This window comes from Gordonia sp. PP30, assembly GCF_023100845.1.
Lineage (GTDB): Bacteria > Actinomycetota > Actinomycetes > Mycobacteriales > Mycobacteriaceae > Gordonia.
Window position 1 is genome coordinate 1,926,023 of record NZ_CP095864.1, and the last position, 20,528, is coordinate 1,946,550.

Annotated in this window: 20 protein-coding genes; 9 read left to right on the forward strand and 11 right to left on the reverse strand. The window is 70.3% G+C overall.

The window, feature by feature from the left end:
• The first annotated feature begins 10 nt into the window (after nt 1-10).
• Entirely contained in the window at nt 11-628 is a 618-nt protein-coding gene (locus MYK68_RS08815) for a TetR/AcrR family transcriptional regulator C-terminal domain-containing protein (RefSeq protein WP_247867540.1), read from the forward strand.
• Between the two features lie 72 nt (nt 629-700).
• Here the strand turns inward: MYK68_RS08815 and MYK68_RS08820 are convergent, their stop codons facing one another.
• Nucleotides 701-964 carry a DUF2631 domain-containing protein gene (locus tag MYK68_RS08820; RefSeq protein ID WP_247867541.1) on the reverse strand — a complete coding sequence of 88 codons (264 nt, stop codon included), beginning with the start codon at nt 962-964 and terminating at the stop codon, nt 701-703.
• 143 nt (nt 965-1,107) lie between these two features.
• On the opposite strand from MYK68_RS08820, the gene dxr reads away from it, so the two are divergent.
• Genes dxr through MYK68_RS08840 form a run of 4 tightly spaced genes read left to right on the forward strand, consistent with a single transcriptional unit; the run spans nt 1,108 to nt 5,573 of the window.
• Nucleotides 1,108-2,280 (forward strand): 1-deoxy-D-xylulose-5-phosphate reductoisomerase, encoded by a 1,173-nt coding sequence (dxr, locus tag MYK68_RS08825; RefSeq protein ID WP_247867542.1) that lies wholly within the window; start codon nt 1,108-1,110, stop codon nt 2,278-2,280.
• 42 nt (nt 2,281-2,322) lie between these two features.
• Complete coding sequence (locus MYK68_RS08830) at nt 2,323-3,531, forward strand: M50 family metallopeptidase (RefSeq protein ID WP_247867543.1); 1,209 nt, start codon at nt 2,323-2,325, stop codon at nt 3,529-3,531.
• Between the two features lie 11 nt (nt 3,532-3,542).
• Complete coding sequence (gene ispG, locus MYK68_RS08835) at nt 3,543-4,694, forward strand: flavodoxin-dependent (E)-4-hydroxy-3-methylbut-2-enyl-diphosphate synthase (protein WP_247867544.1); 1,152 nt, start codon at nt 3,543-3,545, stop codon at nt 4,692-4,694.
• A 42-nt stretch (nt 4,695-4,736) separates the two neighbouring features.
• Nucleotides 4,737-5,573: a GNAT family N-acetyltransferase gene (locus MYK68_RS08840; protein WP_247867545.1), complete on the forward strand. Its 837-nt coding sequence runs from the start codon at nt 4,737-4,739 to the stop codon at nt 5,571-5,573.
• A gap of 204 nt (nt 5,574-5,777) precedes the next feature.
• Here MYK68_RS08840 and MYK68_RS08845 read toward each other — a convergent pair whose 3' ends face one another.
• A complete protein-coding gene (locus tag MYK68_RS08845; protein WP_247867546.1) occupies nt 5,778-6,548 on the reverse strand; it encodes a glucose 1-dehydrogenase in 771 nt (256 codons plus the stop codon).
• A 266-nt stretch (nt 6,549-6,814) separates the two neighbouring features.
• On the opposite strand from MYK68_RS08845, the gene MYK68_RS08850 reads away from it, so the two are divergent.
• Entirely contained in the window at nt 6,815-8,611 is a 1,797-nt protein-coding gene (locus tag MYK68_RS08850; protein WP_247867548.1) for a penicillin-binding transpeptidase domain-containing protein, read from the forward strand.
• A 128-nt stretch (nt 8,612-8,739) separates the two neighbouring features.
• Entirely contained in the window at nt 8,740-9,522 is a 783-nt protein-coding gene (locus MYK68_RS08855) for a hypothetical protein (protein WP_247868152.1), read from the forward strand.
• Here MYK68_RS08855 and MYK68_RS08860 read toward each other — a convergent pair whose 3' ends face one another.
• Genes MYK68_RS08860 through MYK68_RS08870 form a run of 3 tightly spaced genes read right to left on the reverse strand, consistent with a single transcriptional unit; the run spans nt 9,523 to nt 12,351 of the window.
• Nucleotides 9,523-10,314, reverse strand: coding sequence for a heme ABC transporter ATP-binding protein (locus MYK68_RS08860; protein WP_247867549.1), 792 nt, complete (start codon nt 10,312-10,314; stop codon nt 9,523-9,525).
• Nucleotides 10,315-10,321: 7 nt separating this feature from the next.
• Nucleotides 10,322-11,371 (reverse strand): FecCD family ABC transporter permease, encoded by a 1,050-nt coding sequence (locus MYK68_RS08865; protein WP_247867550.1) that lies wholly within the window; start codon nt 11,369-11,371, stop codon nt 10,322-10,324.
• On the reverse strand, nt 11,368-12,351 hold the full coding sequence (locus tag MYK68_RS08870) for a heme/hemin ABC transporter substrate-binding protein (protein ID WP_247867551.1): 984 nt from the start codon (nt 12,349-12,351) through the stop codon (nt 11,368-11,370). Before MYK68_RS08870 ends, MYK68_RS08865 begins: the two co-directional genes overlap by 4 nt.
• Before the next feature lie 98 nt (nt 12,352-12,449).
• On the opposite strand from MYK68_RS08870, the gene map reads away from it, so the two are divergent.
• The gene (gene map / locus MYK68_RS08875; RefSeq protein WP_247867553.1) at nt 12,450-13,313 is read left to right on the forward strand and encodes a type I methionyl aminopeptidase; all 864 of its coding nucleotides are present in this window, start codon (nt 12,450-12,452) and stop codon (nt 13,311-13,313) included.
• 4 nt (nt 13,314-13,317) lie between these two features.
• Here map and MYK68_RS08880 read toward each other — a convergent pair whose 3' ends face one another.
• From MYK68_RS08880 to MYK68_RS08890, 3 genes are all read right to left on the reverse strand, one after another.
• Nucleotides 13,318-13,620 (reverse strand): hypothetical protein, encoded by a 303-nt coding sequence (locus MYK68_RS08880; RefSeq protein ID WP_247867554.1) that lies wholly within the window; start codon nt 13,618-13,620, stop codon nt 13,318-13,320.
• On the reverse strand, nt 13,617-14,207 hold the full coding sequence (locus MYK68_RS08885; protein WP_247867556.1) for a recombinase family protein: 591 nt from the start codon (nt 14,205-14,207) through the stop codon (nt 13,617-13,619). The genes MYK68_RS08880 and MYK68_RS08885 overlap by 4 nt, the downstream gene beginning before the upstream one ends.
• A gap of 179 nt (nt 14,208-14,386) precedes the next feature.
• Nucleotides 14,387-15,301, reverse strand: coding sequence for an alpha/beta fold hydrolase (locus tag MYK68_RS08890; RefSeq protein WP_247867557.1), 915 nt, complete (start codon nt 15,299-15,301; stop codon nt 14,387-14,389).
• A 103-nt stretch (nt 15,302-15,404) separates the two neighbouring features.
• On the opposite strand from MYK68_RS08890, the gene MYK68_RS08895 reads away from it, so the two are divergent.
• Complete coding sequence (locus MYK68_RS08895) at nt 15,405-16,433, forward strand: fused (3R)-hydroxyacyl-ACP dehydratase subunits HadA/HadB (RefSeq protein WP_247867558.1); 1,029 nt, start codon at nt 15,405-15,407, stop codon at nt 16,431-16,433.
• A gap of 42 nt (nt 16,434-16,475) precedes the next feature.
• Here MYK68_RS08895 and MYK68_RS08900 read toward each other — a convergent pair whose 3' ends face one another.
• The 3 genes from MYK68_RS08900 to MYK68_RS08910 all read right to left on the reverse strand — a co-directional run bounded on the left by MYK68_RS08900 (nt 16,476) and on the right by MYK68_RS08910 (nt 20,454).
• Nucleotides 16,476-17,390 (reverse strand): PPK2 family polyphosphate kinase, encoded by a 915-nt coding sequence (locus tag MYK68_RS08900; protein ID WP_247867559.1) that lies wholly within the window; start codon nt 17,388-17,390, stop codon nt 16,476-16,478.
• A 102-nt stretch (nt 17,391-17,492) separates the two neighbouring features.
• Entirely contained in the window at nt 17,493-19,226 is a 1,734-nt protein-coding gene (locus tag MYK68_RS08905; protein WP_247867561.1) for a sigma-54-dependent Fis family transcriptional regulator, read from the reverse strand.
• Between the two features lie 163 nt (nt 19,227-19,389).
• Complete coding sequence (locus tag MYK68_RS08910) at nt 19,390-20,454, reverse strand: alpha/beta fold hydrolase (protein WP_247867563.1); 1,065 nt, start codon at nt 20,452-20,454, stop codon at nt 19,390-19,392.
• Between the last annotated feature and the right edge of the window lie 74 nt (nt 20,455-20,528).

The window sequence follows — 20,528 nt, forward strand, 5'->3', positions numbered from 1 at the left end:
AGCTGTCAAGGTGGCCGCGAAACTGAGTCGGGACAGGATCATCGACGAGGCCTTCGCGCTGCTCGACGACGCCGGGATCGACGGACTGACGGTCCGCGCGCTCGCCGGGCGGCTCGGCGTCAAGGCGCCCGCGCTGTACTGGCACGTGGCGTCCAAGCAGGATCTGCTCGACCAGATGGGCACCGAGGTGGCCCGGCGGGTGGAGCGACGGTTCGCCGACACGACATCCGGCGATTCGTTCGCCGGGGCGTTGCGCGGCTACGCGATGATCCTCCGCGAGGAGTATCTGGCGCATCGTGACGGTGCGCGCACCTTCTCCGGGACCCGGCTGATGGACCCTGGGGTGCTGCGCGGCCGGGAAGCGGCGCTCGAGCACTGGACGCGGCGCGGCCTCACCCTGGAGCGGATCGTCGACGTCGTCGACATCGTGACGGCGTTCGTCGTCGGCTTCGTGATCGAAGAGCAGGAACGACAGGACCAGGCGCGATATTCGTTACGGGATCGGGATGAGGCGGTCGGGGACGACTACCCGCTGACCGTCCGCGCGGGTCACCACGGCTTCCGTCCGTCTGGGCAACGGTTCGACGACCAGCTCACGCTGCTGCTCGCCGGGGTGGCTCCGGAGTAAATCGGCCGCAACGAGAACAGCCGGCCCCGGGATGCACCCGGGACCGGCCTGCAGCGATGACGCGGAGAAACGCTAGGCGCGCTTCCAGGTCTTCCGCGGGCGCAGCGCCCAGATCGGCCAGACGACCAGGACGATGCCGATCGCGATCAGCCAGATGTCCTCGACGTGGCCGACGTGGTTGCCGCGGAGCATCGCAAAGCAGATCAGACCGCAGACGAACGACGCGATCGCGTAGGTGCGCGGTGCCGTGCCCGACCAGCCGAAGCGCGCGGACGGCGCGTCCGGATCCTCCCGGACCCAGCCGGTATCGACGGTTTCGACCTCGGTGCTTGCCACTTGAAAACTCCTCGGGATCGGCAGCCTTGACGGATGACTCGACGGGTTTCGGCCATGTCGTATGACCCAAGTCTTGTGACCCGGTCGTATGACGCAGCTTAGTACGTCGGGGTTCAAGCATAACCCGATCGGGGTGCGCCACAATGACCGGTGTGACCACGCGTGTGTTGATTCTCGGCTCGACCGGCTCCATCGGTACCCAGGCGCTGGAGGTGATCGCCGAACACCCCGAACTCTTCGAGGTGGCCGGCCTGGGCGCCGGGGGCGGAAACCCGGATCTGCTGGCGCGGCAGGCGGCGGAGACGGGGACGCCCGCCGGGCGGATCGCGGTGGCCGACGCCGACGCGGCCGGGGCGGTCGGGGACCGGCTCGGCGGCCGGGTGCTCGGCGGCGGCGACGCCATGGTGCGGCTCATCGAGGAGGTCGAGGCCGACGTCGTCCTCAACGGAGTCGTCGGATCGATCGGCCTGCGGCCGTCGCTCGCCGCCCTGCGCACCGGCGCACGACTGGCCCTGGCGAACAAGGAATCCCTGGTCGCCGGGGGACACCTGGTGCTCGACGCCGCCGCACCCGGACAGATCGTGCCGGTCGACTCCGAGCACTCGGCGATCGCGCAGTGCCTGCGCGGCGGTGCCGCCGACGAGGTGGACCGGCTGGTGCTGACGGCCTCGGGCGGCCCGTTCCGCGGCTGGACCGCCGAGCAGCTCGCCGACGTCACACCGGAGCAGGCCGGCCGCCATCCCACCTGGTCGATGGGGCCGATGATCACCCTCAACTCGGCGACCCTGGTGAACAAGGCGCTCGAGGTGATCGAGGCGCACCTGCTGTTCGGCGTCCCGTACGACCGGATCGACGTCACCGTGCACCCGCAGTCGATCGTGCACTCGATGGTCACCTTCATCGACGGCGCGACCATCGCCAAGGCCTCGCCGCCGTCGATGAAGCTGCCGATCGCCCTCGCGCTGGGCTGGCCGCACCGGGTGCCCGGGTCGTCGGCCGCCTGCGACTTCTCCACCGCGTCGCAGTGGACTTTCGAGCCGGTCGACGACGACGTGTTCCCGGCCATCCGGGTGGCCCGGGAGGCGGGGGAGGCCGGTGGCTGCCTGACCGCGATCTACAACGCCGCCAACGAGGTGGCCGCCGCGGGCTTCTTCGCCGGGGCCCTCGGATTCCGGGACATCGTGACGGTGATCGCCGAGGTGCTCGCGCAGGCGGACGGGTGGACGGCGCCGCCGGGTACTGTGGAGGACGTGCTGGCCGCCGACCGGTGGGCGCGGGAACGCGCCGCCGCGCTGGTCGCGGCCCGTCGCAGCTGACCAGCCGGCACTCAGCTGACCATCGTCAAGACAGGGAATCCAGTGAGCTTCGCCCTCGGCATCGTGGTGTTCGCGCTGGCCCTGCTCATCTCGATCGCCTGGCACGAACTCGGTCACATGTGGGCGGCGCAGGCGACCGGGATGAAGGTCCGCCGCTACTTCGTCGGGTTCGGTCCCACGCTGTGGTCCACCCGCCGCGGCGAGACCGAGTACGGTGTCAAGGCGATCCCGCTCGGCGGTTTCTGCGACATCGCCGGGATGACCCCGCACGAGGAGATGACGCCCGACGAGCGGGAACGCGCGATGTACCGGCAGTCGACGTGGAAGCGGCTCGTGGTGCTGCTCGCCGGCCCGGCCCAGAACTTCATCCTCGGCATCGTGCTGGTGCTGATCGTGGGCCTCAGCTGGGGTCTGCCGATCCTCGGCGACAAGCCGGTCCACGCGACGACGGTCGGCTGTGTGGCGCCCACCCAGGACGCGACGGGAAAGCTGGCCGACTGCACCGGTGACGGGCCCGCGAACGCGGCCGGGCTGCGGCCCGGCGATCGGCTGGTCGCGGTGAACGGGCACTCCGTCGCCGACGACACCGACCTGGTCCACCGCGTGCAGGCCTCGTCCGGGGACGTGGTGCTGACCGTCGAACGCGACGGCCGGCGACAGGATCTGACGGTGCCGGTGACCCGGGTCCAGCGCATGACGAAGGACGCGGACGGGTCGCTGCGTCCGGTCACCGTCGGCGCCATCGGCGTCGGGCTGCACGTCGACTACGTGCGGCACTACGACCTCGCGAGCATCTGGGGCGGTGCGGCGTCGTTCACCGGCGACCTCTTCACCCAGACCTGGGACGCCCTGATCGGGCTGCCGTCGAAGGTCGGCGCGCTGTGGACCGCGGTGACCGGCGGTCCGCGCGACCCGGACACCCCGGTCAGCGTCTACGGCGCCTCGGTGATCGGCGGTGAAGCCGTCGACCACGGCTACTGGGACGTCTTCTTCCTGCTGCTGATCAGCGTCAACTTCTTCCTCGGCGCGTTCAACCTGATTCCGCTGCTTCCGCTTGACGGCGGCCACATGGCCATCGCCCTGTTCGAGAAGCTGCGCAACACCGTGCGCGGCTGGTTCGGCCGCGCCCCGGCCGGCCCGGTCGACTACTACAAGCTGTTGCCGCTGACGTACGCGGTGGTCGCGGTGATGGGCGCGTTCATGGTGCTCACCCTCACCGCCGACATCGTCAACCCCATCAAAGTGTTCTAGGAGTTACGGACATGAGTGATCCGATCGGACTCGGCATCCCCGTCCCGCCGCCGGTGCTGGCGCCGCGGCGGAAGACCCGCCAGCTGAAGGTGGGCAAGGTGGGCGTCGGCAGCGACTCGCCGATCTCCGTGCAGTCGATGTGCACCACCAAGACGCACGACGTCAACGCGACACTGCAGCAGATCGCGCAGCTCACCGCCTCGGGCTGCGACATCGTCCGGGTGGCCTGCCCGCGGCAGGAGGATGCCGATGCGCTCGCCGAGATCGCCCGGCATTCGCAGATCCCGGTGATCGCCGACATCCACTTCCAGCCCAAGTACATCTTCGCCGCGATCGACGCCGGCTGCGCCGCGGTCCGCGTGAACCCCGGTAACATCAAGGAGTTCGACGGCCGCGTCAAGGAGGTCGCCAAGGCGGCCGGCGAGGCCGGTATCCCGATCCGCATCGGCGTGAACGCGGGTTCCCTGGATCCGCGCCTGCTCAAGAAGTACGGCAAGGCCACCCCGGAGGCGCTCGTCGAGTCGGCGCTGTGGGAGGCGAGCCTGTTCGAGGAGCACGGCTTCGGCGACATCAAGATCTCGGTCAAGCACAACGACCCGGTGATCATGGTCGAGGCGTACCGGCAGCTGGCCGCCCAGTGCGACTACCCGCTGCATCTCGGCGTCACCGAGGCCGGGCCGTCGTTCCAGGGGACCATCAAGTCGGCGGTGGCATTCGGCGCGCTGCTGTCGGATGGCATCGGCGACACCATCCGCGTCTCGCTGTCGGCGCCGCCGGCCGAGGAGATCAAGGTCGGCGATGCGATCCTGCAGTCGCTCAACCTGCGTCCCCGCAAACTCGAGATCGTCTCGTGCCCGTCGTGCGGCCGCGCCCAGGTGGACGTCTACAAGCTGGCCAACGAGGTGACCGCCGGCCTGGAGGGCATGGAGGTGCCACTGCGGGTGGCGGTGATGGGCTGCGTGGTCAACGGTCCCGGTGAGGCCCGCGAGGCCGACCTCGGCGTGGCTTCCGGCAACGGCAAGGGCCAGATCTTCGTCAAGGGCGAGGTGATCAAGACCGTGCCCGAGGCGCTGATCGTGGAGACCTTGATCGAAGAAGCGATGCGGATCGCCGAGGAGACGGGGGAGACTGGAAGCGGCGCCCCGGTGGTGACGGTCAGCTGACGCCGCCGGAGGCGCCGACCGCGGCGAGACGAGGAGGTGAGCATGCTCGGACTGCTGCGTGACCGGCCGCTCGGCTCCCGCGATGCCGCGGCCGTCGCCCGGGCGCTCGCGGCCGACCCGGTGGTCAACTGCATGATCGCGGCCCGCGTCGAGGCCTTCGGCCTGGCGCCCCGCTTCCTGGGCGGGGAACTGTGGACCGCCTCGCGCCCGGAGGACTCGCTCTGCTTCTCCGGAGCCAACCTGATGCCGACCGCGGCCACCGGCACCCAGCTCGACACCTTCGCCGAGCGCGCGCTGTCCGTCCCCCGGCAGTGCACGTCCGTCGTCGGCCCGCAGCCGCTCGCGCTCGGCCTGTGGGACCGGGTCGCCGCGAACTGGGGCACGCCCCGCGAGATCCGCGACTGCCAGCCGCTGCTGGCGCTCGACGAACCGCCGTCGTGCCCGATCGACCGTCAGGTCCGGCTGGTGACGCTCGACGACCTCGACGTCTACTTCCCGGCGGCCGTGGAGATGTTCATCGGCGAGGTCGGTGTGGATCCGCGCGGCGGCGACGAGGGCCGGTCGTACCGGCGGCGCCTGGCGTCGCTGATCTCGGCCCGCCGGGTGTACGCCCGGTTCGACGGCCCGCGCGTGGTGTTCAAGGCCGAGATCGGGTCGATGTCGCGCGGTGTCGGGCAGATCCAGGGCGTGTGGGTGGATCCGGAGTTCCGCGGGCGCGGATACGGTGCGGCCGGTACCGCCACCGTCGTCGCGGCGCTCGCCCGCCAGGGCCGCGTCGCGAGCCTGTACGTGAACGGCTACAACACCGCCGCGCGCGAGACCTATCGGCGCGTCGGCTTCGAACAGGTCGGCACCTTCGCGACGGTGCTCATCGATTGATCCCCGGCGCACTCGAACCTGTACCTCGACGGCCGCGACGATCCGCGCCGCACGTCGGGACGGCGACGGTGTGAGCGGTGTTCCGCGCGCTATCGCGACGCCAGAGGGCGCGCCTGATGGGTCTCACCGGGCGCGCCCTCGTACGTCTTCCCACTCGCTGAGCCGCTTCGGTGAGTGCGTGCGCCGCTCACCGAGTCCGCTCGCTCACTGCGCGGTGTAGCCACCGTCCACGATGATCTCCGAACCGGTCGAGAACGACGACTCGTCGGACGCCAGGTAGAGCACCGCGTTAGCGATCTCCTCGGGCTTGCCCATGCGCCCGATTGGATGCGCGGCCACCAGCGCCGCGGTCACCTCGTCGAGGGCCGCGTCCTGCTCGGCGGCGTACTCCTCGACCATCGGGGTCCAGACGAACCCCGGATGCACTGTATTCACCCGGATGCCGTAGCCGGATTTCGCACAGTGCAGCGCCGCCGACTTCGAGAAGATCCGCACGCCGCCCTTGCTCGCGTTGTACGCGGCGAGTCCGGGATCACCGATGATGCCTTCGATCGACGAGAGATTGACGATCGAGCCACCGCCGTTGTCCTTCATCACGGCGATCGCCGCCTTGGTTCCCAGGAACACCGCGTCGAGGTTGACGGCCATCAGCCATCGCCAGGTCTCGAGGGTCTCTTCTTCCACCGTGCGCGACGCGGCCACTCCGGCGTTATTCACGACCACGTCGAGTTTGCCGAACCTATCGACGATCGTCCGGGTCAGCGAGTCCCACTCGGCCTCATCGGTGACGTCCTGGCGATAGAACACGACCTTCTCACCACTCGGATCGAGATCCGCCGCAGCAGCACCACCGTGGTCGTCGACGTCGGTGATGGCCACCGTGGCGCCCTCCTCGAAGAGGCGTCTGGCCGTCGCCAGACCGAGTCCCTTGGCACCGCCGGTCACCAGAGCGACCTTGCCCGCTACACGTCCCATGTCGTTCCTTCCACACGTCATCCGGTGCGGCCCATCCGGGTGTGGCGTGCGCCACCGGCCGCCCGTGTATGAAGACGCTAGAAGGACCGGCGCCGGCTGCGTGTCCGACAATCGGACGTTCACGGCGGGCTGCGGCCCGCTCAGCGCCTGCGAGAGAAATTGATGTGTCGTAACGCCAATTGTCACAGGTGGGAGTGCCTTCTTCGTACCTCACGCTGGCGCGTCGAGTACAGCTGAGAACGGCCGAGGTTTAGGATCGGGTGTCGATGAGGCTCTTGCGCGCGGTGATCGGGGTGCTCACCCTCGCACTGCTGTCGACGCTGCTCGCCTGTGCCACCGACGACGACGGCCCGCGCGGCGTCGCCGACCGCTTTCTCCACGACTTCTCCGCGCGCGACTACGCGGCCGCGGCGAAGCTGACCACCGATCCGGCGCGCGCCGAGAGCGCGCTCGCGTCCGCGTGGAGCGGCCTGGACGCGGAGAGCATGTCCGCCCGCGCCGGCCGGGTGCGCCTGGACCGGGACATCGCCGACGTCGACGTCACCTACACGTGGAAGCTCCCCGGGCGGCGGGAGTGGAGCTATCCGGCGACGCTCACCATGGGCCGCAGCGACACCGGCTGGGCGGTGCGGTGGGCGTCGACCGACATCCATCCCGAGCTGGGCGCCGACCAGCGGCTGTCGCTGGCCACCTTCGCCCCGCCCCGCGCCGCGGTGAACGAATCCGACGGCAGCGAGGTGATGGGCACCGGGACCGTCGTCGCGATCTCGTTCGACGCGAAGCAGGCCGCCGAACACGGCTCGGTGATCGACTCGGCGAGCCGCCTGACCACGGTCCTCGGACCGCTGATCCCCGGCCTGACCGCGCAGGGCATCGCCGAGAAGGCCACCGCCTCGAACGATCCGCTGCCGATCGGGCGGATCCCGGGCGCCGACTTCGACCGGCTGCGCGACCGACTGGCCGTGCCCGGGGTCGTCACACAGGAAGAAGCGATCCTGCAGGCCCGGGACCCGAACTTCGCGACCGCGGTGCTCGACCAGGTGAAGACGCGGGTCGCCGACGACGTCGGCGGCACCTCCGGCTGGCGGGTGTCGGTGCTCAATCCGAACGGTCTGGTCGCCGATGTGTTGACCGACCATCCGGCGACGCCGGCGCCGGCCGTCTCCCTGACGCTCTCGCGCACCGCGCAGAACGCCGCCCAGCAGGCGGTGGACGCGGTCGGGAAGCAGACCATGATGGTCGTGATGCAGGCCTCGACCGGGAAACTGCTGGCCATCGCGCAGAATCCGGCCGCCGACCGTGGCGGCCTGCTCGCGACGATGGGCACGTACCCGCCGGGCTCGACGTTCAAGATGGTCACCTCGTCGGCGGCGATGGCGTCCGGCCTGGCCGCTCCGGACACGATCGTGCCGTGCCCCGGCGAGATCCAGATCGGGCCGCGCCTGATCCCCAACTACGACCGGTTCTCCCTCGGTCCGGTGCCCCTGCTGCGGGCCTTCGCCAACTCGTGCAACACCTCGTTCGCCGAGCTGGCGAGCCGGATGGGCCCCTCGGACCTCCCGCACGCGGCCGCCGCGATGGGGCTCGGCGCGCAGTACGACATCGCGGGCATCGACGCGAAGTCGGGTTCGGTGCCGATCGAGCCGGACCTGGTGCGGCGTTCCGAGGACGGCTTCGGCCAGGGCACCGTCCTGGCGACGCCGCTGGGCATGGCGCTGGTCGCGGCCACCGCGGCGACCGGCCGGCCCCCGGTGCCGATCCTCATCAACGGCAGGCCCACCAAGGTGGTCGGACCGCGGCCCACGCTCGACGCGAAGGTCTACGACCAGCTGCGGCCGATGATGCGCGCCGTGGTCACCGAGGGCACCGCGACCTCGATCGCCGGATCGGGGCCGGTCTTCGGCAAGACCGGTGAGGCGGAGGTCGACGGCGGTTCGCACGCCTGGTTCGCCGGTTACCGCGGCGACCTCGCCTTCGCGACGCTGATCGTCCTCGGCGGTGACTCCACCAACGCCGTCAACGTGACGCGCGACTTCTTCAACCTGCTGCCACCCGGCTACTGAGCACATAGGGGTTTCTACTCAAATCCGCTCGGCGGTCTGGCCCCGGCCGGATCGGTGGCCTATCGTCGCACGCGGCGCCCGGGTGCGCGGCGCCCGGCACCGACATGAACGACGAAGGGGAATCCCACATGAGTGGACCGAATCCGTACGGCCAGAACCCGAACCAGCCGGGCTACGGCCAGCAGCCGCCCCAGGGGCCGCCTCCCGGCCACCGGCCGCCGCCCGGATACGGCCCACCGCCGCAGGGATACGCCGGTCCGCCGCAGCAGGCGTACCCCGGCCCGCCGCCGCAGGGCTACCCGGGTCCGGCTCCGCAGGGATACCCGCAGGCCCCGCAGGGATACCCGCAGCCGCAGCAGGGACACCCGCAGCAGGGACACCCGCAGCCGCCGGCCGGCCCCGCCTTGGGCGCGGGCCTCGGCAAGCTCACCATGATCGCCTTGTGGGTGGTGGTCGGCGCCGGCGCGCTGACGTTCATCGCGAGCTTCCTGCCGTGGGTGTCGGTGGGCGACAAGTCGTACCTCGGCATCTCCGGCGACGCCGACAGTGACGGCGTGTGGACCCTGATCCTGGGCCTGCTCGGCGCGGCCGCGGGTGGTGCGGCGCTCTTCCTCACCGTCAAGCAGAAGTTCCTGCCGCTGATCGCCGGCGGCGTGGCGGCGCTGTTCGGTCTCATCGTGGTGATCGTGACCGCCAACGACATCTCCGACGTCGGCGACGCGCGGGACGCCGCCAAGCAGTCGGTGAGCCAGTACGGCGACCTCAGCAAGTACGGCATCGACGTCGGCGCGGCGATGCCGCACATCTCGACCGGTTTCGGTCTGTGGCTCGCGCTGTTCGGCGGTGTGCTGCTGCTCCTGGCCGGAGCGGGCGCGATCGTCGCCGCGCAGTTCGTGGAGAAGGGGAAGTAGTCAGCCGCGGTCGGGCGTGATCAGCAGTTCGCCGGTCTCCGGGTGCGTGGTGACGCGCACCGGGTGGTCGTAGGTATCGGCGAGCAGCCGCGCGGTCATGGTCTCGGCGACCGGCCCGACGGCCAGCAGCCGCCCGTCCTTCATCACCGCGACGCGGTCGGCGTAGGCCGCGGCCAGCGACAGGTCGTGCACCACCAGCACGATGGCGACGCCGGCCGCGGCGCGGTCGCGCAGGATCTTCAGGACCTGCTCGGTGTGGCCGATGTCGAGGGCCGCGGTCGGCTCGTCGAGCAGCAGGACCGGCGTGTCTTGGGCGAGTGCCCGGGCCAGGGAGGCCCGGGCCTGCTGGCCGCCGGACAGCTGCGGGAAGGGCCGGTCGACGAGATCGGTGATCTCGCAGGCGTCGATCGCGGCGTCGATCAGCTCGGCCGAACGCGTCGCCTCGGGGGTGCGCAGCCACGGGTAGCGGCCCAGTTCCACCACCTCGCGCACGGTGAACGGGGTGTCGATCCGGTTGGTCTGGGTCACCAGGGTGCGGTGGCGTGCCAGTTCCCGGGTCGCGAACTCGTGCAGGGGCCGGTCGTCGAGCAGCACCCGTCCGTCGTCGGCCGTCCGGATCCCGGCGAGGATCGACAGCAGCGTCGACTTGCCGCAGCCGTTCGGCCCGACCAGGGCGAGCAGTTCACCCGGCCGGGCGGTCAGGCTCACCCCGTGCAGGACGGGCCGGCCGCCGAGAGCCACGTGTACGTCGTCGGCGACGAGGGTGCCGGCGGTCGGAGCGCTGGTGGTCACGGGGGCGTCACCATCCCGTCTTCGCGCTGCGGCGCAGCAGGAGGAAGAACACCGGCCCGCCGATCAGCGAGGTCAGCATGCCCAGCGGGAGTTCGCCCGAGGTGAGGGTGCGGGCCGCGAGGTCGGCCGCCGCGACAAACAGGGCGCCGCCGACGACGGACGCCGGCAGCAGCAGCCTGTGCCGCGGTCCGACCAGCAGGCGCATGGCGTGCGGCACGATCAGCCCGACGAACATCACGATGCCGGTGAAGGCCACCGCGGCGGCGGTGAGGATCGCCACCAGCACGATCACCTGGCGGCGGACCAGTTCCACGTTGACGCCGAGTGCGGACGCGCCGACGTCGCCGAGGGCCAGCAGATCGAGCTTGTCGACGAGTACCGCCGACGCCGCGACCCCGGCGACCACGAGCGGGGCCACCACCTGCACCTGCGTCCAGGTGACCGCGCCGGCCAGCGAGCCGAGCTGCCAGAAGACGATCTGTTCGCGGCTGGCGGTGGAGGCCACGGTCGTGAGGTAGGCGATGATGCCGAGGGCGAAGGCGTTCACCGCGATGCCGGTGAGCACGATCATCACCACCGAGGTCGCGCCGTCGCGCATGGACAGCACGTACACGGCGATCGTGGTGATCAGGCCGAACAGCGCGGCGACCCCGGCCACCGCCCAGCCGTTGGCGCTGGCGCCGCTGACCACGAACATCAGGCACGCGCCCACCGCGGCCCCCGAGGAGACACCGATGATGCCGGGCTCGGCGAGCGGATTGGCCAGGGCGCCCTGCAGCAGGCAGCCCGCGGTACCGAGGGCCGCGCCCACCAGCACGCCGAGCACGATGCGCGGGAACCGGGAGACCCACAGCGCGTTCTCGCCCTGCTGGTCGGCCGGCAGCGGACCCAGGTCCAGATGCCAGTGGTGCGCGATGGAGCCTAGGACCTCGGCGGGGGAGACGTGCACCTGCCCGGTACCCGCGGAGACGACGACCACCACGCCGAGCAGCACGAGTGTCCCGGCGATCACCCAGATGCCGCGGCGCCGATGGGCGGGTGCGGGGAGGCCGCTCATCGATAGATCGCCTTTCCGAGGGATTGCAGGATCAGCCCGGTGTCCGGGCCGAACGCGAGGATCTGCGTCTCGTCCATCGCGATGATGCGCTTGGCCTTCCCGGCCCGGGTCCCGGCGACCGCGGGGAGCTGCGCCACCTTGTCCAGGCCGCCGACGGACTCGGCGCCCTGCGTCATCACCAGGATCACCTCGGGATCGATGCGCAGCAGCGACTCGGTGCTGACCGTGCTGAACGCCGCGGTGAGCCCGCCCGCCGTCCCGGCGTCGCGGGCCCCGAGGTTCTCGATCAGGTCGTCGGCGCCGGAATCCGGCCCGGCGAGCAGGATCAACCGGTCGCCGCGGATGTAGAGGAAGGCGATGATCGGGTCGCCGGTCGGATCGGGGAGCGACCGGCGCGCCTGCGTGATCTCCCGCTGCGTCCGCTCGGTGAGCTTCTGCCCGGCCTCGGGGGCGCCCAGCGCGCCGGCGACGGTCGTGATCAGCGCGCCGGTCCCGGCGACGCTGCGCTCGTCGGTGAACTCGACGACGTGGATCTGCGCCTCTCGCAGCTGGTCCAGCACCCCGTTCGGGCTCGACGTCCGGTCCGCGAGCACGATCGTCGGGTGCTGTGCCAGCACCTTCTCCACGTTGATCGAATGCCCGGCGTCGGTCACCACGGGCAGCCCCTGCGCGGCCGGGAACGTCGTCGACCGGTCGCGTCCCACGGCGTGCGATCCGAGGCCCAGCGCCCAGACGATCGCGCCGAGCGTGCCGTTGCGGTCCAGGGCGATGATCCGGTCGGCCTGCGGCCCGGCCGCGGGATCGTTCTCGATCGGCACCGGATCCGCGTGTGGCAGCGTCGCGATCCGCTCACCGTCGCGCAGGTGGGCCGACGACGGGTCGCGGCCGGCGTTGACGTCGATCGGCGCCGTCGTGCAGCCGGCGGTGAGCAGGGCGACCAGCGCGACCAGCGTCAGCACCGCCTGGCGGGAAAACGGCACAGGGTGTCCTTAAGGGTTGGCTTACTTCACTTCCACTGTATCGGTCGCGGCGGGGAGCGAATCGGAGCCTCCCGGCCGGGTCCGTAGACTGGGGAGCCATGACGGTTCGTGCACCCCTGACTCCCGGCGTGGTCTCGCCGACCCTGCCGGTTCCCGACGCGATCGCCCGCCCGGAGTACGTCTGGAAGGCCGAGGCGCAGGAGGGCCACGAGCCCTGGGTGCAGACCCCGGAGACCATCGAGAAGATGCGGGTGGCCGGGAAGATCGCGGCGAACGCGCTCGCCGAGGCCGGCCGTGCCGTCGCCCCCGGTGTGACGACCGATCAGCTCGACCGCATCGCGCACGACTACATGATCGACCACGGCGCCTATCCGTCGACGCTCGGCTACCGCGGCTTCCCCAAGTCGTGCTGCACCTCGCTCAACGAAGTGATCTGCCACGGCATCCCCGACTCCACCGTCATCCAGGACGGCGACATCGTGAACATCGACGTCACCGCCTACATCGACGGCGTGCACGGTGACACCAACGCCACCTTCCTGGCCGGTGACGTGAGTCAGGAGCACCGCGACCTGGTCGAGCGCACCCGCATCGCCACCGAGCGCGCCATCAAGGCCGTCAAGCCGGGCCGCGAGCTCAACGTGATCGGCCGCGTGATCGAGGCCTACGCGAGCCGCTTCGGCTATCACGTGGTCCGCGACTTCACCGGTCACGGCATCGGCGAGACCTTCCACAACGGCCTGATCGTCCTGCACTACGACGAGCCGTCGGTCGACACCGTCATCGAGCCGGGCATGGTCTTCACCATCGAGCCGATGATCAACCTCGGCGCCCTCGACTGGGAGCAGTGGGACGACGACTGGACCGTCGTCACCGTCGACCGCAAATGGACCGCGCAGTTCGAGCACACGCTGGTCGTCACCGACACCGGCGCCGAGATCCTCACGCTGCCCGACGCCTGACCGGTCAGTTCCGGTTCTGCCGCAGGAAGCCGTACAGTCCGGCGCGGTAGCCCCGCAGGTGACTGGGTTCGTCGGCATCCGGGTCCGGGGCCTGCGCGAGCGTCGTCGACGCGTAATGCCGGGCCCACGGAACGGGCAGCGCGTCGAGATCGGCGAGGGAGTCCTCGAAGCCCTTCTGAAACAGGTCCGGGTCCAGGCAGTCGTCCAGTTCCGGGTCGATCAGCGGGAACGACGTGGGCAGGCGGGTGACCGTGCCGTACTCGGTGACGATGTCGAGTTCCCCGAAGCCGGGGTCGTGGGCGGTCATCGCTGTGCCCGCCGCCCGGCGAGACTCCGGTAGACGGTCGCCCGGCTGACGCCCAGCCGCGCGGCGATCTCCGGCACGCGCAGCCCGGCCACGCGCATCCGCTCGGCGGCGGCCACCTGGGTGTCGTCGAGGGCACGCGGGCGCCCGACCGCCGAGTCCACACGCCCGCCGCCGGTGCCGGGCCGGGCCGCGGCGGCCTCGTCGTCGAGTTCGGCCAGCGAGGCCAGCACGCCGACGATCGTCGAACCGGTGGGATCGGCGGTGTCCAGGCCCTCGCGCAGGGAGCGCAGCCCGATCCGGCGGCGGGTGAGTTCGCGGGCACTGGCCAGCACCTCGGGCGTGGTGCGCCCGAGCCGGTCGAGACCGATGATGACGGTGGTGTCGCCGGGACGCGCGTAGTCGAGGAGCGCGGTCCAGCCCGGACGCTCCACCGCCTCGGGCGCTTCGGTCTTGTCGGTGTAGATCCGCGCGGGCTCGATGCCGGCATCGGTCAGGGCGTCGATCTGCGCTTCGAGGCCGGGCGATCCGGTCCCGGTGCGGGCGTACCCGAGCCGGAACGCGGAGGCGCTCTCCTGGTCGATGGTCATGGCAGAAGAATCTATCGCAAAAGTGTCGCGAATCTGTGGGTAGGGTCGCAGAATATAGTGAGACAGCTGAGACTGAAGCGCGGCGAACTGCGGATATATCGGTGATTCAAGGCATGAACAACGACACGCCCGGGCTGTCGCAGAAAATTATGAGACTGTCGCGAAATGGGTGAGACGAATCAGGTGGTGGCGGTGTCGAAGTGGTCGGTGAGCTCACCGACGATCCGGTCCCACAGCGGCTCGGGCAGATCGTGGGCCATGCCGTCGATCATGGCGAGTCGTGCTCCGGGGACCTCGCGAGTGATCGCGCGGGCGCCGGACGGCCGCATCAGCTTGTCGTGCGTGCCGTGCAGCACCAGGGTGGGCGCGGCGATCCGCCGGTTGTAGCCGACGAGCGATCCGGTGCCCAGGATGGCCGCGAACTGGCGCAGCATGCCGGCCGGGTAGTAACTGCGGTCGAAGTACTCGGCCGAGTGCAGGCGGGCCACCGCGGGATCCTGCGGGTAGACGGGGCTGCCGATGACGGCGCGCACCCGCGTCGTGTGCTCGATGATCTCGTCGCGGCCGGCCCCCTTGGGCGGGGGCGTGATGAGCGCCTTCATCTGCCGGGCGCCGGGCGGCGGCAGGAAGGCCTTGTTGTTGCTCGACATCACGATGGTCGCCGTTCGCGTCCGGTCGGCGTGCCTGGCCGCGAAGATCTGGGTGATCATGCCGCCCATCGAGGCGCCGACGATGTGAGCGCGGTCGATGCCGAGGTGGTCGAGCACGGCGCGGGCGTCGTCGGCCATGGCCGGCAGGCGGTACGGCGCCCCGGGCACCGGGAGACCGGCGAACGTGCGGCCGAGCTTCACGGGAAGCGGGGGACCACCGACGCGGGCGCCGTCGAGTTTGCCGCTGAGGCCGATGTCGCGGTTGTCGAAGCGGATCACCCGGTAGCCCGCGCCGGCGATCAGCCGGCAGAACTCCTCGCGCCAGAACACCATCTGGGCCCCGAGTCCCATGATCAGCAGCACGGGCGGGTCGGCGGGGTCGCCGAACTCGTCGTAATACAGCTCGATGTCGCCCGACGGCGCGGTACCGGATCGTGTGGTCATGAAGCCATCGTGGCACGGCCGACGACGAGCGTGAGTTCGCCCGGTACTACGATTTCGTAGGTTGCCTGCCTTTCGGGGGCCGGCCCGGGAACTGGGAGAATCGATGACCACGTCGGAGAACACCGCGCTGATCGAGCGCGTCGGCCACTACTACGTGATGGAACACGAGTACCAGGTCGGGCGCGAGAAGGTTCGCGAGTACGCCCGCGCGGTGCAGGACTACCACCCGGTGCACTGGGACGAGGCGGCCGCGGCCGGCCTCGGCTACTCGGGCCTGGTGGCTCCGCTGACGTTCACATCGATCCCGGCGATGGCCGCCAACCAGAAGCTGATGCAAGAAGTGGTGGTCGGCTACGAGACCTACGTGCAGACCGAGCAGGTCTTCGAGCAGTACCGCCCGATCGTCGTCGGCGACGTGCTGCGCACCGACGTCGAGCTCTCCTCCGTGCGGCGGATCGCCGGCAAGGACATGATCACCATCACCAACACCTTCGTCGACCAGCACGGGGAGACCGTGCACCGCATGCACACCACCGTCGTCGGCGTCTCGGCCGACGAGGTGGATCCGGGCATCTCCGCGGCCGTCGCCAAGGTGATGATGCACGACGTCGACATCCTCTCGGTGGAGGATGCGGCGGCCGACTACGTCAAGACCGTCCGCGAGGGGGAGGCGCCCGCCGATTCGACCGCCGGGGCCACCCGCGCCGTCGGGTCGCGGAGCTTCGACGAACTGGCCAAGGGTGACCTGCTGCCCGAGCATCACACCGGGCTCTCCCGCGGCGACCTGGTGAACTACGCGGGCGTCTCCGGCGACGCCAATCCGATCCACTGGGACGAGTCCATCGCGAAGCTGGCCGGCCTGCCCGATGTGATCGCCCACGGCATGCTGACCATGGGCCTGGGTGCGGGCGTGATCTCCGCGTGGTCGGGTGATCCGGGCGCGGTCCGCCGCTTCGCCGTGCGCCTGTCCGCCCCGGCGATCGTGCCGGCCGACGGCCGCGGTGACATCGCGTACGGCGGCAAGGTCAAGTCGCTCGACCCCGAGACGCGCAGCGGCACGATGATCCTCACCGCCAAGGCCAACGACAAGAAGATCTTCGGCATGGCGACCCTGGACCTGCGCTTCTCCTGATCGGCGGCCCCGCCCGGACTGCGGCCCCGCCCGATCGGCGGCTCAGCCCTCCTCGTCCGCGGCGAGAGCCGGCACCTGCCTGAGCAACTCGGCCCGGTAGCCGGACAGGCTCGCCCTCTCTTGTTCGGAGACGGCCGGGTACGCCGGGTTCAGCCCGGACAGGGCTTCGAGCAACACGGCGAACGTCGACAGGTGGCTCGCCCACTTGTGGTCGGCCGGGATCACATGCCACGGCGCGTACTCGGTGCTCGTACGGCTGAGCATCTCGCTGAACGCCTTCTGGTACTCCGGCCACAGAGCGCGCTCGGCCATGTCGGTGGCCGAGAACTTCCAGTTCTTGTCCGGGCGGTCGATGCGTTCCAGGAACCGGCGGCCCTGCTCCTCGTAGGAGACGTTGAGGAACAGCTTGACGACGGTGGTGCCGTTGTCGGTCAGGTACCGCTCCCAGTCGTTGATGTCCCGGTACCGCCGCTTCCAGAGGCCCTTGCGGTGCAGGGTCGCCGACTCCGGCCACAGCATCTCCGGGTGCACGCGCGTGACCAGCACGTTCTCATAGTGCGACCGGTTGAAGATGCCGATGCGGCCGAGTTCGGGTGTCACCAGCTGGTGCCGCCACAGGTAGCCGTGGGCGCGGTCCTGCGCGGACGGCGCCTTGAAGCTGTGGACGTCCACGCCCTCCGGATTCACGCCGGACATGACGTGCTTGATGGTGCTGTCCTTGCCCGCCGCGTCGATCGCCTGCAGCACGATCAGCAGCGAGCGATCGGCCTGCGCGTAGAACCTGTCCTGCAGCGCGAAGAGCTGCGTCTTGGCCTCCTCCAGCTGAGCGAGACCGTCGGCCTTCTTCAGGCCCTTCGGCTTGTCGCCCGTGTCGAAGTCCCGCGCGAGATCGACCGTGCTGCCCGGCTCGACCAGGGTGCGCCCCGCCAGCTTCTTCCAATTGACCGTTGCGGCCATGATGTCCTCCCTGATGAACGGATGCCTTCTCAGAGTGCCCGAACCGCGGCGCGCGGGTGCGTGGACCGGGCACCTGCCTCGGCGAGCGGCCGGTCGTCGCGTCTACAGGTGGATGCCGTAGACGTCGATCTTGCGATACAGCGACGACCGGGCGATCCCCAGCGCCCGCGCGGCCTTCGTCCGGTTGCCGCCGTATTCGCGCAGGGCCTCGACGATGGTGTCCCGTTCGGCGGTCTCCAGGGAGGTCATCACCCGCTTGGGCGCGGAGTGGACCGAGGGCGGCAGGTCGTTCTCGGTGAGCGGGCCGGTCAGGTTGACGCGCAGCGCGTGCCGCAACACCGTCACCAGTTCGGCGACGTTGCCGGGCCACGGGTACTTCTTGAGCGCGCGCAGCAGACCGTCGGTGAAGGCCGGCGCGCGATTCGGGGCCAGTTGGTGGGCGTGCATGCGGACGATCTCGGGAATGTCGTCGGGGTGATGCCGGAGCGCAGGGAGCTCGACGGTCATCGCGAAGCACTGGACCAGCGCGGATTCCAGGAGCGCGTCACCGCCCGGCCGTGCGGTGCCGACGATCCATCGTGCCGGATAGCGGTGCTGGTCGGCGGAGACCAGCGCGGCGATCTCGGCGTCGTCGTCCGGGGCGAGGGCGTCGATCCGCCGGAGCACCACGCTGGGGGCGCTGGAGGCGATCGCCGCGCGCACCTCGGTGACGACGGCGGGGGACGAGCAGTCGACCATCGCGCAGACCGCCTGCGGATTCTTGTTGAGCTGCGCACCCCGGGCCAGGGTGGCGCGACCGGCGCCGTCCTCGCCGATCAGCAGGGTGTTGGTGCCCTCCGCGGCGAGCTGCGACACCCGGGCGCGGCAGCGCGACCACTGCGGGGAACCGCCCACCGAGCCGGGCAGGGCGGGGGCGCGGCCGCTCATGGCGCGCGCCGGGGTGCGAACCGCGGCGGGGGCGTGTTCCACCTCGAGGACCACTCCGGCCGACTCGCCGCCCTCCTCGATGAGGGTGCGCTTCACCTCGATCACCTGCCCGGACGGCAGGGTCAGGGTGAATTGGCGCAGCCGCGACGGCACCAGCATCGACTGCGCCTCCTCGCGGAGGAAGGCCTCGTCGATCGGGTCGAGCAGCGGGGTTCCGGCGGTGTTCGACATGAAGACGCCGCAGCTCAGCGAGTAGACCGCGGTGGTGCGGCGGCGGCAGGCGGCCACGAAGGCGTCGAGCACGGCGAGTTGCTTGGCCGAGCCGCTGGAACTGAGGGCGCTCTCGATGTCGCGGGCCGCCGACACCACGAGCTGCCGCATCATCGGATTGGCGTGCCCGGTCTGGCAGCTGATGTCGATGATGCCCTCCAGCCGACCGGTCACCGGGTCGTGGACGGGGGCGCCCGCGCAGGTGAAGCCGCGGATCCCGGCGTTGAAGTGCTGGGTGCCGTCGATGTAGACGGGCATCCCCGTCTCGATGGCGGTGCCGACGCCATTGGTGCCGACCGAGGCCTCGGAGTAGTCGAAACCGGGGGCGAAGCAGGCGCGGTCGAGCAGATCGCCGAGCCGTCCGTCGGCGTCGCGCCGCAGCATCACCCGGGCGTGCTCGTCGGTCAGCGCGATGCTCAGCGGCATGCCCGACAGGTCGGTGTGCAACTGATCGAGCACCGGGGACGCGCACTGGACCAGGCGCCGCTGGAAGTCGAGATCGGTGACGTACTCGATCTGCGTGATGGTCCGGTCCGGGGCGAGACCGGCCTCCCGCGATCGCCGCCACGACTGCTCGATGTATCTGGGCAGACCGATCGGGCTGGTCGCCTCACGACGATCGATACGGGTCGCGGTCATGTCGAATGCCTCCTCGGCTCCGGTTTCAGGGTTCGCGCAGAAGGGGAGTTATGTCGGTCGCACTCGCCGCCGATGGCCGATCGGATGCCGATCCCGTCCGATCGGACGCCTCGCCCCCTGTCCGAACGGACAGTGGACGAGGCGTCGTCCACTCGGGGCGGACTCAGACCTCGGCGGCCAGCAGCTCGCTCAGGTGGGCGTCCACCTGCTCCATGTACGTCGGTGCGACGCCGAAGAGCCCGAGGTGGCCGAGGACGTCGTTGATGACGCGGAACTCGGCGTTCGGGATCAGGTCGGCCTCGGCCCGGCAGTCGGCCGGCGGGAACAGCTGATCGAGGTCGATCGGCAGGACGAAGACCTTGGCGGTGATCCGGCCGAGCGCTGCCGCCAGGTCGCCACCGGTGTGCCGCGCGACGTCGCCGCGCTGCCAGGCCCAGGCCTGGGTGAGCAGGTCGTTGGGGTCCATCGCGGTGAAGACCGGTTCCAGGAAGCCCGCCAGGAACTCCTCCTTGTTCTGGAATTCGAGTGCCCTGTACACCTCCAGCTTCCAGAAGTCGCTGGACAGGCCCTTGATGGCCCAGATGTGCGACATGCGCTTGAGGCCGTCGAAGACATCGGCGTTCGACGCGTACTCGCCGCCGTTCCAGCCCGGGTCGGACGTCATCTGCTCGCAGACCACCTGGGCGATCAGGTAGTCGTCCGGGGTGTTCTGCGCGGTGCCGGCGATCGGGGCCGCCCGCAGTACCTTCTCGGGGAATCGCACCGCCCACTCGTACGTCTGCTGGGCGCCCATCGATCCGCCGACCACCAGGGCCAGCGTGTCGATGCCGTAGTGCTCGCGCAGCAGGCGCTCCTGCGCCACCACGTCGTCGCCGATCCGGACGTGCGGGAACTTCGACATCGAGAGCCCGGCGTTCGCGCCGTCGGCGTTGTGCGGCGAGGTCGACAGGCCGCTGCCGATCTGGTTGACGACGATGATGAAGTACTTCTCCGGGTTGAGCGCGTGCTCCGGGCCGATGTACACGTCCCGCCAGGTGACGTGTGTTCCGGAGAACCAGGTCGGGATCAGGATCGCGTTGTCCTTGGCCTCGTTGAGGGTGCCGTAGGTGGCGACGGCCAGTTCGCAGTCGGGGATCACCCCGCCTTCCTCGAGGGCCAGTTCACCGATGCTGATCAGGTCGTACTCGCCCTGGAATTCGGGTGTGTAGAAGGGGTTGTCGATGGCCATTGCTGGGGGTCTCCTTGGGGTCGATGTTTCGGGGATGACGTGGCGGACGCCGGGCCCGGCCGCCGGACGGATCG